Below are 16,424 nucleotides of genomic sequence, written 5' to 3'. Positions count from 1 at the left end.
GTTTACCAAGCAAATTGAATACCGTTTGCGAATCGCCCATCAACTGCGGCGTCCCGAGACAAACTGCACTAAATCCCTTCGATGCCTGTTCAGATTCTTTCCAATCAGTTGGATAGATGCTGAACAGACAACTTCAGGCTGGAACCACCACCGTGGTGAGATCGACTTGCTTGATGTTATGAATCGTAGCAAGCGAAAATGCGTCCGCCGCTTATCTAAAGCAAAGCTAATCTTCGAGCAAAACTAGTGACCGGATGGCAGGACTTCATGGCCACTGCGTGTGCTCGAAGCTCGCCATACGTCCAGGTCGATGCTGTCGTTTACGCTGCGAACCGAACCATCCATCCACAGCGTTTGGACCAAGCCAGGATGAAAGCTACGAGAAGTGACGGCCGCATAGGTAGGCTCTGTCCAGCTAGTTCCCTCATAGCGAGAATTGAAGTCAACGTCGTAAGTCTGACCGTCGCTGTGCAAGTATTCGACGCGTTGATTCGGTCCAAACGTCGTCGTGAACCCACTCTCGTGAACCGGGCTGTCGCACCATTCCGTGTGCCCTTCGTTATCAAACAAACCCGGCCCAAGCTTGAACTCGGCCGCTCCTGCGAAACCGGACAGATAAGCGGCGTTGGAAGGTACGGCGGGGCCAGGATTGGCAGTGTTACGAAAATAGGGCGTGAATGTTTTGACTTCCGAAGCGCACAACGTGTTGCTTAACCCATCGGTGATCGCTTGCGGACCGATCTTGGCATTCACGTGAAATGCACCGTCACCGTACGTCCCGTCCCGCGGATCGAAGACAAACCAAGTGCCGAAATTGAAGCCATAATTGACTGGTTTGACGAAGCCTTCACCTGGTCCTGCATCAAACAGAGTGTCCGAGTTGGGGTCACTTGGGCAGTTGTAAACAGGAATCGACAATGATTGCACGCCCGTCGCCAAGTTGATCGGGTCGTGCCACTCCAAATCAACCCGAACATGGTGGTAGGCGTCGCCTTGCTCCAAATACGGCATGATGCGTCCATGGACTGACCATGTGGTTGTGTGGGTAAAGATGCCACCGGGAGGAAAGACGCGATTGACCGACTGGTAATTGTGGATCGCCAGCCCGATCTGCTTCAAATTGTTCTGGCACTGCAAGCGTCGCGCGGCTTCACGAGCGGACTGAACAGCCGGCAGCACCAAAGCAGCCAAAACACCGATGATCGCGATCACAACCAGCAATTCAATCAGCGTGATGCCATGCCGATGTCTCATCACTTTGCCGACACTTCACTGGGAGTCGTCTCAGTGACGTCGTGCGTTTTCGCCGGCGGTGAGCTGTCAGCGTCCTCGATCAATCGAGGCAGGGCAACAATGAATCGCGTCCCCGCTCCCGCCACCGATTCAACGTGAATCGAACCACCGTGGGCCAAGACGATCGACTTGCAGATCGACAATCCTAGTCCCGTGCCGCGATAGTGTTCGCGTGATGCATCGGCACGGTAAAAGCGATCGAATACGTGCGGCAAGTGTTCGTCAGGAATTCCAATGCCCGAGTCCTCCACAAAGAACTCCACGAACTCACCTGCAGCGTTGCCGGTCACGTTGACCGTCCCACCGGCTGGCGTGAATTTGATCGCGTTGTCGATTAGATTGAAGAAAAGCTGACTCAACCAAACGTCATGCCCAAGGATGAACTCTTCCGGGAACTCCGCCGCTCGCAATTCGACACCCTTTTCTTTCGCCGTCACCGCCAACCGAGCGACCACGTCCTGCATGACAGCCCCGACAGGCACTTCATCGGTCAACAGTTCTTGCACGCCAGCATCATGGCGGCTGAGCGTTAGTAACTGGTCGACCAACGCACCCAAGCGAATGGCTTCGGCCAGCGTCGTCTCGACCACTTTGCGGTATTCGTCCACACTACGAGGTTTTCGCAACGCGATTTCGGCCTCCGTTCGCAGAACCGCGACAGGCGATCTCAACTCGTGAGCCGCATCAGAAGTGAATCGCTGCATCGTGTTGACTGACTTTTCCAACCGGTCGAACGTGTCGTTGAGTGTGATCGACAACTCGCCCAACTCATCATGCGCGTTCACAATCGGCAAACGCGTTTCCAACCGATCGGCCGTGATCTTCTTGGCTTTGGCAGTGATTTGTTTGATTGGCGAGAGCAAGTGACCCGCAACAACGTATCCGGCCAGCAGTGCTGCAAGGATCGCGATTGGTCCCATCGTCAAGAACATCCGCACGTAGCTTTGGAAGTCTTGCTCGATGGGCTTGAGCGGTGAGATCGCTCGCAGCAAAAGCGGTTCGGATCTTGAATCACGCACTGCCAAATTCAACAAGCGGAATTTGCCGGCAGCGCCCAGATCGACGTTCGAATACTGCTTGCCGCGCATGGTGCTGGGCTGTTGGCCAGGTGGCAGTTCGATGTTCGTCAAAAACCGACTGTTAAATAGGGTGTTCAGTTCTTCATCGAGAACTTGAAAATGGTAATGCGAGTGCGTCGAGAACCGACGTTCAAGTTCGGCCACCATCTCACCGCGATCGCTCACCAGCGACATCTCCTCAAACAACTCGCTAATCTCTTCGGCAAGGGCACGGTCAGCGTTCTTGAGTAGATGCCCATGCACCCGCCACAAAACGATCGCGGCCATCACCGTCATCATCGCAAGAAAAATCCCTGCGTACCAAAGCGTCAACCGCGTGCGAATACTCAACCGGTTCATGGCTCGTCCCCCAGTTGGTATCCCTTGCCGCGAACGGTGTGCAGGACAGGAAGGTTCGACGGGCCACCCAATTTCTTTCGGAGCTGGTTGATCTGAACTTCGATGACGTTGGTCCACGTCGCTGTCGCGGCTTTCCAAACGTCGCGGGCGATGGCCTCGCGTGTCACGATCATGTTTTTGTGTTGCAGCAAGTACTCGAGAAGTTCAAATTGCCGCTGCGTAAGTGATAGCGACTGTCCGCCACGCGATGCCACTCGTGATAGAGAATCAACCACGAGATCCTCATAGCGAAGCTGAGCATCTTGACTCGTTCCCATGCTGCGTCGCATCACGGCACGAAGACGAGCGAGTAACTCGCTGAAATCAAAAGGTTTGATCAGGTAATCATCCGCGCCGCTATCCAGTCCGATGACGCGATCCGCAATGGAATCCTTCGCCGTGATCACCAAAACCGGTTTTTGAAATTCTTCTTCTCGAACCCGTTGCAGCAAACTGATCCCGTCGCCGTCGGGCAACATCAGATCTAACAACACCGCGTCGACCGGTTCACGCTGAATGATCGAATACCCAGAACTGCCGCTCGACGCTGTCAGCACCTCAAAACCTTCTTCTTCCAGTCCACGCTTCAAGCTCGCCAAAAGCGAGAGTTGGTCTTCGACGATGAGCAACCGGCCAGTCAAAGGGTGAGCAATCCGACTATCAAAGGTTTTGGGGCAAAAACAGATGGACGGTTGATTCTACTTCGTTATCGGCCTAATCGCAGTAGATCGACGACGCAGATAAACCAAAACTAATTTTCAAAGGTGTCATTTTGTGCTTTTGATTAACTCTCGTTTAGATAAGCCGTTTCCTCATTGCCGCAATCCGATGAATCAGTAGCTTTCACAAAAGTGTTTGCCGTGTCTGGCGAACACGGCCCTTTCACTCATTGAGGAACCCGACGATGACCTTCTCTTTCAAACCACTTGTCTCTATCCTAGCTCTGCGTGCGATGGCCGTAATGCTCGCCACTGCGGCTTGCCTTTCCATTTCCGTGATGGCTCAAGACACGGCCACTTACACAGTGATCGACTTGGGGGTCGACGTTGTGCCCGCTGGACTCAATGACAATGGCGAGGTCGTTGGTTCCATCCGATCGCAGGGATACTACGGACCCTCCGATGGATTCTATTTCAGTCTCGTTGATGGGCTGGTTATGGTTCCCGACACGACTGAAGTGTCTGCGATCAACGACGCCGGTGACTTCGTCGGCTCCATGAACCTGGGGATGGGCGAGTTCGTTTCATCTGGCGACGAGATTCTGCCATTTGGTCCCGGCTACACAGCGGCGGGCATCAATGAGGTCGGCCAAATCGCAGGCTCGCAAGACAAAGACAACCCATTTCGTCCAACGCCTCGTCCAATGGACCCGGCGATCTATGACGTGTTGACCCGACAATGGACGGCTCCAAACATTGCTGGCGTCTATTCTCGCGGTACAAGAAAGGGCGTTTATGCTGACCTCTACCGCTTGAAGGATGTCAACGACTTCGGGATCGCCGTCGGCGTGAAGTCACGTTCCGGACTGTACGGTTCGTCCAGCATCTTGATCGCGACCGGTGATTCGGCAGCAACGTTCCTACCTATCAGTGGCGGCGGAGAAGCGTACGCAATCAACAATCTCGGTCAGGTCGCCGGTCGAACCGGTACCGTCAGCGGCGTCTATTCGGCGTATCTGTACGACCTCATGACGGACTCGGCCATTGATCTCGGCGTGGCTTCCGGAGCAAGCAGCGTTGCCTACGACGTCAACGACGCCGGCCAAGTGGTCGGCAGTGACAGCAACGGAGGGTTCATCTGGCAGGGTGGTCAACTGACGAATCTTAATTCACAGCTTGACCCCGCAGCTTCATTTACGATCACATCCGCACAATCAATTAACGAGCGAGGAGACATCGCAGCGGTCGGAACCGTTGGCGGGGAAAGCCATGGCCTGCTATTGATCACCAGCACTCCAAACGATGTCGGAGGAGGTGGCGGCGCAACCAACGAGACGCCCACATCAACGATCATCAACAACCGAACCAAGGGCCGAACGCGAACGAAGTTCCTATTCGACGGACGAACGTCAACCGACACTGACGGCACCATCGAATCGTACGCCTGGGATTTCGGCGATGGAGAAACGAGTGATCTCTCAAAGATCCGTCACCAATACGCTTCCGCAGGAACCTACACCGCAACGCTCACGGTGACTGACAACGATGGAGCGACCGCAACCGCCAACGTCGAGATCACGGTTCGTCCGTAGTTCGTTGCAAGCGATCACACCGCAGGCGGGGAATGTGGATCAACGTTAGCCTCTTGCAGTAAGCGTCTCGTTCTTTTCGGAAAGCATTTGGTCGAGGCAGTCGAAAACTCCTCCGCTACCTCGTTCCATATTCTCGATACTTGCTTGAATCGACGCGTCGGCACAGGAAACGCTTGCCTCGATCAAGGCGAAGATCTCTTGCGTCGCTTCATGAACCTGAGCGTGCGGGCGTTCGAGGAGTAGATACGACGACACCTGCGAGAACGAGACGTTGCCGTCGTCCTATTCGTACCATTTTCTGAGTCGACAGTGGTGATGGTCGACAAAATCAAACGCGGGCTGACCATCAATCACGCTCAAATACGTGTTTACCTTCCAGATCACGTGGTCCAACTTCGCTAGGCTCATGAACACCGTATCATTCGCTCCAATGATCTGACGCGTGGAAGCCGCGTTCATGTCATTGACTTGATGGACCTTCTGGTTCAGTGCCGTGACAGTGTCCGAAATCTCGTTCCCACGCTGATCCAACTCACCCATTCGTTCCGACACCTGACTTGAATTGCCGGTAATGTGAGAGATTGAATCGCGAATCTTCTCGACTGCCTTTCGAGTTTGATTCGACAGCTCTTTCACCTCGGCGGCCACCACAGAGAAACCTGCACCGGACTCGCCAGCCCGTGCCGCTTCGATGGTCGCATTGAGCGCAAGTAATTTTGTCTGCGAGGCGATCTCGATAATGAACTTCACAAACGAACTTATGTCACTGAGCTATCCGTTGTTCGACTCGACGAGTTCGCGAATCTCGGACACGGCATTGCTGAATGCTTTGGTTTCTGCTTCGATCGCGTTGAAATCGGAAGCCAGCTCGCTGCACGTCACCTCAATCTGCTTGCAGTTTTCGATGTTGGTTGTGTTGAGCGTGACGGAACCGGCAAGGTTTGCCTGGATATTTGCCAAGTCCTTCTTTAATCGCTCGTTTTTCTGACGCAGAATTACGACGAGGGCCTCCGCGTCTTGCTACCGGTCGCTCGCTTCTTCAATGGTAAACATCAAGCCGCCTAAAGCTGAGTCCTGCGAAACTGTCCAATCAAATTGTTGCAAACAAAACCTCGCTAGGCGGCAACATCCGAAGATTTGGAGGGGAAACAAGGATACGAGGCCTGGGGAATTCCGAGCTTGAGGGCGGAAACACTCATTGACACCTCGCGACCTGCCGATATATTGAATGTAACGAACCATCGGAGAACGAATCATGCCAACAAAAACAAAGCCCGCGAAGCCCGAAAAACCGCCTGGTACCGTCGAAGACTTTGCCCAAGCGGCGGAGTGCTTGAAGGTGCTCGCGCATCCCGTTCGGCTGCGGATTGTGCAGCTTCTGTTACACGGACGTTTTACGGTGGGCGAATTGGCGGCCGATTGTGGCATCCAGGACAATGTCGGCTCAGATCACCTGCGGTTGTTACAACGCTGTGGCTTTTTGGTCAGCGAACGAGACGGCCGCAAGGTTTACTACCAAGTGGCGGAGCCTCATTTAGAGCAGTTGATGGCGTGCATCGAGGGGCGTTTTCTGCCCTGTGGTGCGAAGTATAGATGACTAGTCTCGGCTCTCGGGCCGTTTTTTTTGAACTGACATATCGTCGCATGCCGAGGTGTCCAGGTTTTTACATTTCGAGTTATTCGTCCAACCAGAACGGAATTTTCAATGCAGACAATTGATGTAAAACGCTTGGCCGACCAGCAGGCCAATGGTGAGATCGACCTGATCGACGTCCGAATGCCGACCGAATACCGCGAGGTCCATGCCGACGGAGCCGTTAACGTGCCGCTCGATTCGCTGGACCCCGGCGCGGTGGTCCAAATGCGAAACGGTCGCTCGGAAGAGCCACTCTACGTGATCTGCAAGAGCGGGAATCGATCCAGCAAAGCAGTGCAAAAGTTCCTCGACGCTGGCATCGACAATGTGGTCAATGTCGACGGCGGCACGACCGCGTGGGTCAACGCCCGACTTCCCGTCGTGCGTGGCAAGAAAGCGATCTCGCTGGAACGCCAAGTACGGATCGCCGCGGGGTCGATCGCATTGATCGGTTCGCTTGCAGCAATCGTCACCGGAAACGTGTACTTCGCCGGCATTCCTGCCTTCATTGGTGCGGGTTTGACTTTCGCGGGTGTCACCGATACCTGCGGGATGGGCATGATGCTGTCGAAGATGCCTTGGAACCAGTGCTCCGGTGACAAGTCATGCTCGGTCTAGCGACTCTCTTTGGCTCGATTGTGGGCTTCGCACTTGGCCTGACCGGCGGGGGTGGCGGCGTGTTCGCCGTTCCTCTGTTGGTCTATGGGCTTGCGATTGCACCACGTGAGGCCGTGGGAATCTCGCTCGCATCGGTCGGTGGAACCGCCATGTTTGGTGCCGTGCCGCGACTGATTCGAGGTGAAGTCGAGTTGCGAACGGGATTGCTGTTCGCGGTCGCCGGAATGATCGGCGCACCCGTCGGTGCGTATCTATCGAAATTAGTTCCCGAGCAAGTCTTGTTGGTCTTGTTCGCACTGTTGATGTTCGTCGTCGCTTTCCGCATGTGGTCCAAGGCAAAGAATCCCAAAGTTGCCAGCGGCGTCTGTGTAACGGAATCCGAGCTGCCGAAGGATGATCGAGACCGAAGCGCCTGCCAGCGAGACGAAGACGGCAAGCTTCGGTTGACATCACGTTGTGCTCGATTGCTCGTCCTGGTCGGTCTGATGACCGGCGTTCTTTCGGGCCTGTTTGGTGTCGGCGGTGGTTTTGTGATCGTGCCTGCCTTGGTGTTGTTCAGCGGGATGGCGATTCACCAAGCCGTCGGAACATCCCTATTTGTCATTGTCCTCGTCAGTGTCAGTGGCGTTGCTTCGCACCTTGCGGCGGGCAATCCACTTTCTTTGGAAGTGGCGATTCAATTCATGGTCGGCGGGTTTGGCGGAATGTGGCTTGGTGGTGTCGTCGCCAAGCGACTGAAAGGCCCGACCCTTCAGAAAACCTTTTCCATCGCGGTCGTATTGGTGGCGATGATTGTGATCGTCAAATCCGTCGTTCTCTAACCCAGATCAATTTTCCACAGGGGAATCGAAACATGTTGCTCAAGTATTTTTATGATCAGAAACTCGCCCATGCTTCCTACATGGTCGGTTGCCAACGAGCCAAAGTTGCCGTGATCGTCGATCCGGGTCGTGATGTGGATCAGTACATCGAAATGGCGAAACGCGAAGGCGTCGAGCTGGTCGCAGTTGCCGAAACGCATATCCACGCCGACTACGTCTCGGGTGCCCGCGAATTGGCAGATCGCGTCGGTGCCAAGCTGTATGTTTCCGACGAGGGGCCTGACGATTGGAAATATCACTATCTCGATGGCTACGACAGTGAATTGATGCATGAAGGCGATCACTTCATGATCGGGAACATCCGTTTCGACGTCATGCACACGCCTGGTCACACGCCCGAGAGCATTTCGTTTGTGCTGACGGACCAAGGCGGTGGTGCCGACAAGCCGATGGGGATCTTCACCGGGGACTTTGTGTTTGTGGGCTCGATCGGTCGTCCTGACTTGCTCGAAGAAGCGGCTGGATTGGCGGGCACGGCCGAGCCGGGGGCGCGCGACTTGTTCAAGTCTGCGGAGCGTTTCAAGACGTTGCCCGACTACCTGCAAGTCTGGCCCGCTCACGGCGCGGGCAGTGCCTGCGGTAAAGGTCTTGGTGCGATCCCGTCTTCGACCGTTGGCTACGAAAAGCTGTTCAATCCGGCGCTTCAGTTGACCGACGAGGAAGCGTTCGTTCGCTACATTCTGGCCGATCAGCCGGAAGCTCCGAAGTACTTTGCGGTGATGAAGCGAGTCAACAAGGAAGGACCAGCAATCCTGGGAGCGGGCCATCACCACAACCTGCTCGACACGACCGCGATCCATGACGCACTCCGATCGGGAACCGTGATTGACCTAACGCCATCACCCGAGTTCGCGAAGGGACACGTTCCTGGAACCATCAACATTCCGCTGGGCATGTTGTCGGCGTGGGCGGGATGGTTGGTGGACTACGATCGCCCGACCTACTTGATCTGCCAACCGGAACAGTTGGAAGAAGCGGCGACGTTGCTGCACAAGATCGGCGTCGAACAAATCAAGGGCGGATTTGACGCAGGCGATGTACGAGCCTCTGGTTTGGCCGACGAAGTCTACGCCGCCGGAACGCCGGCAAACCTGGCACCGGCGATCGAGGCCGGCGATGTGAAGTTGATCGACGTGCGCTCCAGTGACGAATGGAACGAGGGTCACATTGGACAGGCCGAGCATCGCTTTCTGGGTCGATTGCCGAAGGACGTCGACGAACTTCCACGTGACGAGAAGCTGGTCGTTCACTGCCAAAGCGGTGCCAGATCAGCTATCGGAGTTAGCATCCTGCAAGCCGCTGGTTTCACGAACGTCATTGACCTGACCGGCGGCTACACGGCTTGGAAATCGGATGGCTTGCCGAGCGTGAAGGCCGGCGAGGCAGCCGTGGTTTGAAACGGAGATTTGTCATTTGCTATTTTCCAATGGTCATTTGTCATTGAGTAGATAACCGACGACACCTCTTCTTCACCACCAATAACAAATAACAAGTCTCCTTCACACACCCCGCTAAGAACTCTCCCCAATTCCCAAGGCCTCAGCATGACTCGCCTCATCACTCTTATCATTTGCGTTGCCCTTCTGGTTCCAACACCATTGTTCGCCCAACAAGGCCAGGGACGAGGGCCAGGATTTGGCGGCCGCCGTGGTCCCGGCGGCGGCCAAGGAATGGGGCGAGGCGTGCGTCATGGTAACGACGACCGCTACGATGAAGATCACGAAGTCTTTCAATACTTGTTGCAGAATCACGACCAGATCACCCGCAACGTCAAGGAGCTTCCCGACGGCGTGGAAACACTCACCGAGTCCGACGTGCCGGAAATCGCCGCCAAGATCAAGGAGCACGTCGAGTGGATGGAATATCGGATCGAAAACACGAACCCAATTCGCATGCGTGATCCGCTATTCGCTGAGATTTTCAAACACACCGACAAGATCAAGATGGTCCGGGAGAACACTCAAAAAGGCGTGCGAGTCATCGAAACCTCGGACGATGCCTATGTAGCGAAGCTGATTCAAGCTCATGCGAAAGTCTTGACCGGGTTTGTCGAGCGTGGATTTGCTGAAGCGATGAAGAACCACGCAGTTCCGGGAAAGGATGCGTCGAAGCCACACACGAATCCGAGCACTGCCGCGCATCCCGTCATTGCCGATCATGGCTCGGTGGTGAAGCTCGCTGATGCGACTCAACAGCCACGACCGGGATCCATGATCCTGGTTGACCTCACACGCGGTGGCGATCCGAAACAGCTCAACGCTGGTTTGGAGACGGTCGCCAAGTACGTCAACATTTACGCCGGCGCGGGTACTGAGCCGGCTGACATGCAAATTGCTGTCGTCTTTCATGGCGATGCAACGTTGACGGTGTTGAATCCCGATGCGTACGCAGCCGAGTTCAACACGAACGGAAATCCAAACCTGGCTTTGCTGCGACAACTACACGAGTCGGGCGTTGAGTTGTACGTTTGCGGCCAATCACTGATTTCCAAGGGCTCTCAACCCCAGGACGTTGTCGTCTTTGTTGAAACGGCAGTGTCCGCGTTGACGGCGGTTGTCAATTTACAAGCCGACGGATACGCCTACCTTCCACTGGGAAACTGATTCATGAATCGAACACTCCTCCTTGCCATTGCACGGGGAACCTGTCTATCGGTTGCGTTCCTTGTCGTCGGATGTCAGCAAGAGCAAGCAGGTTCCTTGGTGGAACCGCAAACGAACGAGTCGGACGCGGTCACCATCGTGGAGGATTCCCAACCGACCGAGGAACAACGCGGTGCGTTGTTAGCGGCGAAAGACGCCCTGTTCCAGCAACTGTCGGGAAAATTGATGGCGGCCATGGCACAGGGGCCGGCCGAAGCGATTGCCGTTTGCCAAAAAGAATCGTCGGAAATCGCACGGTCCGTTGGCGAAGAACAGGGCGTGAACATCGGTCGGGTGGGGGTTCGCCTTCGCAATCCCAAAAACACCGGCCCGGCGTGGGCCGCATCCATGGTTGAGTCGCAACAAGACACGCCCGTTTTCGCCAACCTGAGCAACGGCAACGCAGCAGCGTTGCTGCCAATCAAGCTGCAAGGTCAGTGTTTGATGTGCCACGGATCCAAGCAACAGATTGCTCCCACCATTCAAGACCAACTTGCCAAGCTCTATCCGAACGATCAAGCCACCGGATTTCGGGAAGGCGAACTACGGGGATGGTTCTGGGTGGAACAGGTGACTCAGTGAAGCACATCGGCTCTGCTCTGCATCAGTAACGATTCCACCGACGAACCAAGATATTGAGAGAGATGAAAAACGTGCCAAATCGTTCGAGCGACACGACGCGCCAACGAGCAATTCAGTCGCTCGCCAAACTCGGCTTCGTCGACTGCGACGTGCACAGCATTCAAGATGAGTGTGTCAGACTTTACTGTGCAACGGCCAACCGCAACGATCAATGCATGATCCAAGTTGTCCTCCGCCTTGTGCCTGGCATCAAGACCGTTGTTTTTGAAAAATCTTTGTAGAGGAACGTGGATCCATGGCGTCGCGCAATTGGCCAAAGTTGACCCGCAGCATTTTGCGATTGGTAGCGATCGCTGCAATCGTGGGCGGTTCCGTCTATTGGTTTCGCTTCATGCCCGTATCGGTGCAGTCTCAAGAGATTGTGGCGGGATCGGTCACGGAAGAAGTCATGGGCACTGGAACCTTGGAGGCCCGCATCTCGGCAACCATCAGTCCCAAGATCTCCGGTCGAGTCGCCGCGGTGCTTGCCGACCAAGGCGATACTGTCACGACCGGCGATGAGCTTGTGCGGCTGGAAGATGACGAACTCAAACAGCAAGTCGCAATCGCTCGAGCCAACGTCGATGCGGCCCTGGCCGCAATCGGAAGACTGAAAGTCGACAAGGAACGAGCAAACGTCGTTCTGACTCAGGCTGAAAAGAACTTCCGCCGGGTCGAGAGCTTAAGCGAACGGGATGCAACCAGCCAAGATGAACTCGATCGAGCCTCGGAGGCCTTGGGAATCGCAATGGCCGATGTCTCCCGATCCGAAGCCGGCATCAACGAAGGGCAGAAGGAGCTCGTCTCCGCCGAGAAGAACCTCGAATACCACGACGCTCGTTTACGCGACACGATCATCCTTGCACCGTTCGATGGCTTGGTGGTCAAACGCAGCCGAGAGCCCGGCGATGTGGTGGTTCCCGGCAGCTCGATGATGACCCTGATCGCAACCGACGAATTGTGGATCCGTGCTTGGGTCGATGAGACTCAAATGTCGAAACTGGAAGCAGGCCAAGCCGGACGCGTCACGTTTCGTTCTCAGCCCGAAGATTCGTTCCCGGCCAAAGTCGCAAGGCTGGGGCGTGAGGCGGATCGAGAGACCCGCGAGTTCATTGTCGATGTTCGAGTTTTGGAATTACCCACGAATTGGGCCGTCGGTCAACGAGCCGAGGCGTACATCCAAGTCGCCGAGCCGCAAAACGTTCCGGTGGTTCCCAAATCGTTCGTGGTCAAACGTGACGGCGTCGACGGTGTCTTTATCGACGTCGATGGAGTTGCTACTTGGCGAGTGTTGTCGCTTGGCGTTCGCGGTCCAGACGCGATCGAAGTGAAAGACGGCCTGGCTCTCGGTGACATCGTCATCCAACCCGGCAACGAACGCGGTGTCTTGAAGCCAGGCCAGATGGTGGTGCGTCAATGAATCTGGCATTCAAGGACATTCAACACAACTTCGGCCGCTTTGCGTTGACCGGCGTCGGGATCGGCATGCTGTTGATGATCGTGATGGGCATGGGCGGAATCTATCGCGGGATCATCGAAGACGCGACGTTGCTGGTGGACGGTGTCGATGCCGATTTGTGGGTGGTCCAGCGAGAAACACGCGGACCGTTTGCCGAACTTTCGCGTGTGCCTCCCAACCTGGTGCATCGTATTGCAGCCGTTCCCGGCGTTCTGTCGTCGCGGAAATTTGTCTACCACACCATTCAGCGAGAACGTGATGGCAAGCCGTTGCGGATCGCGGTCCTCGGCCTGGATTGGCCCGTGGATCGGGGCGATTGGATCCCAATCACCAAAGGTCGATTGCTTGAGCAAGCTCACTACGAAATGATCGCGGACCAATCCTTGGGCATGCCACTCGGTGAGAAGGTAAAACTTGGCAAAGACCTTTACACCGTGGTGAGTTTGACCCAAAGCATGATCAGTGCCAGCGGTGACGGGTTGGCGTTCTTCTCGATCACCGACGCCCAGGCGATTCAATTCGATACGCCTGGTGAAGCGGTTCGGTTGGAGCGTTCGTCTCGCGAAGAACGTGGCAAGTTGTTCGAGCCCACTGAACTGCAACCCGAACTTTTGAGAAACGCTTCCGGGTCCGGGGCGCAGCTTCCGGCCCTGCCGAGTTCGCAGATCAGTGCGGTGATGGTCAAACTCGACACGGGTGCAAGTCTAGATAACGTGCGGTCAACCATCGCGGGCTGGGGTGACGTTTCCGTCTATACCAGTGATGGCCAGAAAGCACTGCTGCTGCGAGGAACCGTTGAAAAAGCGAGGCGTCAGATCGGAATGTTCCGCGTCCTGCTGACGGCCATCGCCGCCATCATCATGGCGCTCATCCTTTACACACTGACGCTGGACAAGATTCATTCGATCGCGCTTCTAAAGCTGATCGGAGCGTCCAATACGGTCATTCTGGGCCTGATCTTGCAGCAAGCATTGGTACTGGGTGTCGTCGGCTACGTCATCGCGTACCTAATGGGAAGTCAGTTGTTTCCGCACTTCCCACGTCGCGTGATTCTTGCCGACGGTGATTTGATTCAGCTCGCCGTTGTTGTGGTGCTGATCTCGATTGGTTCCAGCTTGATGGGAATTTGGAAGGCGCTGCATGTTTCTCCCAACGAGGCGCTGACATGAATTCAGTTGAGCACAATGACACCGCCATCGTCGCTACGAACCTTACCAAGCGATACGGAAGCGGGAACACCGAAGTCATCGCGATGCGCGAAGCTTCCATGACAGTGAACGCTGGCGAAGTGGTGGCCTTGCTGGGTCCGAGTGGTTCGGGCAAGTCGACGTTCCTGACAGCCATCGGGCTTATCAATCCACCGACATCCGGAACGATCACGATTCGCGGGCAAATGGTTCTCGATGGCGAGAACGCCCAAGTCAACCTGCGAGCCTATCGTCGTCAACACATCGGCTATGTCTTTCAGAAGTCCAATTTGATTCCGTTTCTTTCGGCGATTGAGAACGTCCAGATTGCGATGCAGCTCAACGGCGAGAGCAAACGCGAATCCCATCGCCGTGCCATGGAACTGATGGACTATCTGGGCGTGGCCGACCGAGCAGCGAACTTGCCGTCGATGCTATCAGGTGGCCAACAACAACGTGTCGCCGTCGCTCGCGCATTGGCGAACCGCCCAAGCGTGATCCTTGCCGACGAACCAACCGCAGCCCTGGATGGACATCGTGGCCGGCAAGTCATGGAACTGTTCGCCAAGGTGGCCCATGAACAAGGCTCCGCCGTGATTGTCGTCACCCACGACCACCGCTCACTTGATGTCTTCGATACGACCTACGAAATGGAAGACGGCGTGATCACTCAATCTCAACCACAACACCTGGCGAACTCGAAATGAAACTGTTCCCCATTGTCTGCCTCGCTCTTGCCTGGCTGTTGCCGACCTTGGAATCGTTCGCACAGGCAAATCAGCTGTCAATTCAGATGCAATGTTCGCGGGGACGTTATCGGGCAAGATCACATCGCCCCGGCACAGCAAACGGGCACGCTGAATCGCGTTTCGCAGTTCACGAACGTTGCCCGTCCATGAATGGGTCACAATGGCTTGGGGCGATTGGGGAGACAGGCGGACTTGGCGGTTAGCAAATTGATTGGCGAAATGCCTCGCCAGCGGAAGGATGTCTTCGCGGCGATCAGCGAGTGCCGGAACAATCAATTCAACCACGTTCAGTCGACAGTAGAGATCTTCGCGAAAACGCCTCTCCTGAATTTCGTCGACCAAGTTTCGATTCTTCGCAGCAATCAAACGCGTATCAGTATCGACCGTTCAATCAGCACTCACGGGTGTGATCTTCTTTGCATCCAACGCACGAAGCAATTTCGGCTGCATCTCCGGGGGCATCTCGCCGATCTCATCCAGAAACAAGCTTCCACCGCTAGCCGTCCGAAACAGCCCCTTGCGGTTTTCCGACGCTTCCCTGAACGCTCCTTTCACGTGCCCGAAAAGCTCACTTTCAATCAAGGTTCCCGACAAGCCCACGCAGTTGGCGGTCACGATCGGATGAGATGCACTGGAACTCCAGTAGTGAACCAACTGAGCGATCAACTCTTTGCCAGCACCGCTTGGAACTTGGATCAAAATCGGAGATCCCGAAGGAGCAACGACCGGGACCGTTTCAACCAACTGACGCATCATCCGGCTTTGGAAAATGAACCCCGCGGGCAGATTGGGCAACGCGATTCTGCTTGGTGGGTCGTTTGACGTTGGGATAGCCAACGCGTCGTAAACAGCGACTTTCAGCACTTCGAGATCGATCGGCTTGGAAAGGTAGTCGTCCGGACCACTTTTGAAGGCCGCGACGGCTTGTCGAACGTCTGCGTAAGCGGTGATCAGGACCACTGGAACCGTTGGCAAGATCTCTCGTATTCTCTGCAGTGCATCAATACCACTGATTCCAGGCAAACGCACGTCCAGCAAAATCATATCGGGCGGGTGTTGCCCGAGCGTTTCGAGACTCGCCTCGGCGGACTCGGATTCTATGATCGTGAATCCAAAGCACTGGACGAATCCACCAACCCGTTTTCGCTGGGAAGGTTCATCATCCACGACCATCAATGCAGGCGGGGCGGAACCGGGTTTGGTTGCGGAGCTTTTTTTCATGGGTGTTTCAAGCGTTTCGTTGGCATCAATGCAACCGATGGATTCTTGGCGAATCACGCGTTTCGGATCCCGTCGATCCCGAAGACGCTGCCACCTTTGTGGTCAGGCTCGGATCCCGCGTCCCAATCATGAGCAACCGCAATGCGACGGACAATGGAAAGCCCCAAGCCGGTCCCGCCTGGACGACGCGTAACGTAGGGCTCAAAGTGTGTGTCAACAATTTCATTGGAAGCACCAAGATCTTGGTCGGCAACCTCCAATCGAAATGCGCCATGTCGCGACGGGTGTCGTCTCGCCAGGGCGCGAGTTTACGCGGCCAATTGATGGTTCGTGGTAGCTTTGGGTGCGTAAGGTCGTATCGACGCCTCATTAGCCTTCAAGACCGCGCCATAGGTTGACTCCCACGTTC

General features: G+C 55.5%; 17 protein-coding genes and 1 pseudogene. 10 read left to right on the top strand and 8 right to left on the bottom strand.

The features are described 5' to 3' along the window. Positions 1–243: 243 nt before the first annotated feature. The 3 genes from Poly51_RS28665 to Poly51_RS28655 are packed head-to-tail and all read right to left on the bottom strand — an operon-like array spanning position 244 to position 3,379. Positions 244–1,254, bottom strand: coding sequence for a DUF1559 domain-containing protein (locus Poly51_RS28665; protein WP_146462398.1), 1,011 nt, complete (start codon positions 1,252–1,254; stop codon positions 244–246). Then, a complete protein-coding gene (locus Poly51_RS28660) occupies positions 1,254–2,711 on the bottom strand; it encodes a sensor histidine kinase (RefSeq protein WP_146462397.1) in 1,458 nt (485 codons plus the stop codon). The genes Poly51_RS28665 and Poly51_RS28660 overlap by 1 nt, the downstream gene beginning before the upstream one ends. Then, positions 2,708–3,379 carry a response regulator transcription factor gene (locus tag Poly51_RS28655; protein ID WP_246114845.1) on the bottom strand — a complete coding sequence of 224 codons (672 nt, stop codon included), beginning with the start codon at positions 3,377–3,379 and terminating at the stop codon, positions 2,708–2,710. The genes Poly51_RS28660 and Poly51_RS28655 overlap by 4 nt, the downstream gene beginning before the upstream one ends. A gap of 275 nt (positions 3,380–3,654) precedes the next feature. On the opposite strand from Poly51_RS28655, the gene Poly51_RS28650 reads away from it, so the two are divergent. Next, positions 3,655–5,001 carry a PKD domain-containing protein gene (locus tag Poly51_RS28650; RefSeq protein WP_146462395.1) on the top strand — a complete coding sequence of 449 codons (1,347 nt, stop codon included), beginning with the start codon at positions 3,655–3,657 and terminating at the stop codon, positions 4,999–5,001. Between the two features lie 282 nt (positions 5,002–5,283). On the opposite strand, the gene Poly51_RS28645 is transcribed toward Poly51_RS28650, so the two are convergent. Both Poly51_RS28645 and Poly51_RS28640 read right to left on the bottom strand, forming a co-directional pair. Beyond that, positions 5,284–5,751 (bottom strand): methyl-accepting chemotaxis protein, encoded by a 468-nt coding sequence (locus tag Poly51_RS28645; RefSeq protein WP_186775889.1) that lies wholly within the window; start codon positions 5,749–5,751, stop codon positions 5,284–5,286. Between the two features lie 21 nt (positions 5,752–5,772). Then, positions 5,773–5,961, bottom strand: coding sequence for a hypothetical protein (locus tag Poly51_RS28640; RefSeq protein WP_146462393.1), 189 nt, complete (start codon positions 5,959–5,961; stop codon positions 5,773–5,775). Between the two features lie 295 nt (positions 5,962–6,256). Here Poly51_RS28640 and Poly51_RS28635 point away from each other — a divergent pair, with 295 nt between their 5' ends. The 9 genes from Poly51_RS28635 to Poly51_RS28595 all read left to right on the top strand — a co-directional run bounded on the left by Poly51_RS28635 (position 6,257) and on the right by Poly51_RS28595 (position 14,752). Beyond that, positions 6,257–6,598 (top strand): ArsR/SmtB family transcription factor, encoded by a 342-nt coding sequence (locus tag Poly51_RS28635; protein WP_146462392.1) that lies wholly within the window; start codon positions 6,257–6,259, stop codon positions 6,596–6,598. 108 nt (positions 6,599–6,706) lie between these two features. Then, a complete protein-coding gene (locus Poly51_RS28630; protein WP_146462391.1) occupies positions 6,707–7,255 on the top strand; it encodes a rhodanese-like domain-containing protein in 549 nt (182 codons plus the stop codon). Further along, positions 7,243–8,076, top strand: coding sequence for a sulfite exporter TauE/SafE family protein (locus Poly51_RS28625; protein ID WP_146462390.1), 834 nt, complete (start codon positions 7,243–7,245; stop codon positions 8,074–8,076). The genes Poly51_RS28630 and Poly51_RS28625 overlap by 13 nt, the downstream gene beginning before the upstream one ends. Before the next feature lie 32 nt (positions 8,077–8,108). Next, a complete protein-coding gene (locus tag Poly51_RS28620) occupies positions 8,109–9,533 on the top strand; it encodes an MBL fold metallo-hydrolase (protein ID WP_146462389.1) in 1,425 nt (474 codons plus the stop codon). Positions 9,534–9,680: 147 nt separating this feature from the next. Then, a complete protein-coding gene (locus Poly51_RS28615) occupies positions 9,681–10,739 on the top strand; it encodes a DsrE family protein (protein WP_146462388.1) in 1,059 nt (352 codons plus the stop codon). Between the two features lie 3 nt (positions 10,740–10,742). After that, positions 10,743–11,360, top strand: coding sequence for a c-type heme family protein (locus Poly51_RS28610; RefSeq protein ID WP_146462387.1), 618 nt, complete (start codon positions 10,743–10,745; stop codon positions 11,358–11,360). A gap of 295 nt (positions 11,361–11,655) precedes the next feature. Next, a complete protein-coding gene (locus tag Poly51_RS28605) occupies positions 11,656–12,819 on the top strand; it encodes an efflux RND transporter periplasmic adaptor subunit (protein ID WP_146462386.1) in 1,164 nt (387 codons plus the stop codon). After that, on the top strand, positions 12,816–14,027 hold the full coding sequence (locus tag Poly51_RS28600; protein ID WP_146462385.1) for an ABC transporter permease: 1,212 nt from the start codon (positions 12,816–12,818) through the stop codon (positions 14,025–14,027). The genes Poly51_RS28605 and Poly51_RS28600 overlap by 4 nt, the downstream gene beginning before the upstream one ends. Then, the gene (locus Poly51_RS28595; protein WP_146462384.1) at positions 14,024–14,752 is read left to right on the top strand and encodes an ABC transporter ATP-binding protein; all 729 of its coding nucleotides are present in this window, start codon (positions 14,024–14,026) and stop codon (positions 14,750–14,752) included. The genes Poly51_RS28600 and Poly51_RS28595 overlap by 4 nt, the downstream gene beginning before the upstream one ends. On the opposite strand, the gene Poly51_RS31980 is transcribed toward Poly51_RS28595, so the two are convergent. The 3 genes and pseudogenes from Poly51_RS31980 to Poly51_RS31940 form a co-directional block, all read right to left on the bottom strand. Further along, positions 14,666–15,079, bottom strand: a complete 414-nt coding sequence (locus tag Poly51_RS31980) for a hypothetical protein (RefSeq protein ID WP_449314223.1) — start codon at positions 15,077–15,079, stop codon at positions 14,666–14,668. The genes Poly51_RS28595 and Poly51_RS31980 overlap by 87 nt on opposite strands. Further along, positions 15,080–15,967, bottom strand: a pseudogene (locus Poly51_RS31510) (sigma-54-dependent transcriptional regulator); the annotation flags it as partial. A gap of 101 nt (positions 15,968–16,068) precedes the next feature. After that, positions 16,069–16,314: an ATP-binding protein gene (locus Poly51_RS31940; protein ID WP_146462433.1), complete on the bottom strand. Its 246-nt coding sequence runs from the start codon at positions 16,312–16,314 to the stop codon at positions 16,069–16,071. Positions 16,315–16,424 lie beyond the last annotated feature (110 nt).

This window comes from Rubripirellula tenax, from assembly GCF_007860125.1.
GTDB classification, from domain to species: Bacteria; Planctomycetota; Planctomycetia; order Pirellulales; family Pirellulaceae; genus Rubripirellula; species Rubripirellula tenax.
Note: the sequence above shows the minus strand (reverse complement) of the source record. Positions and strands in the feature narration are given on the sequence as shown.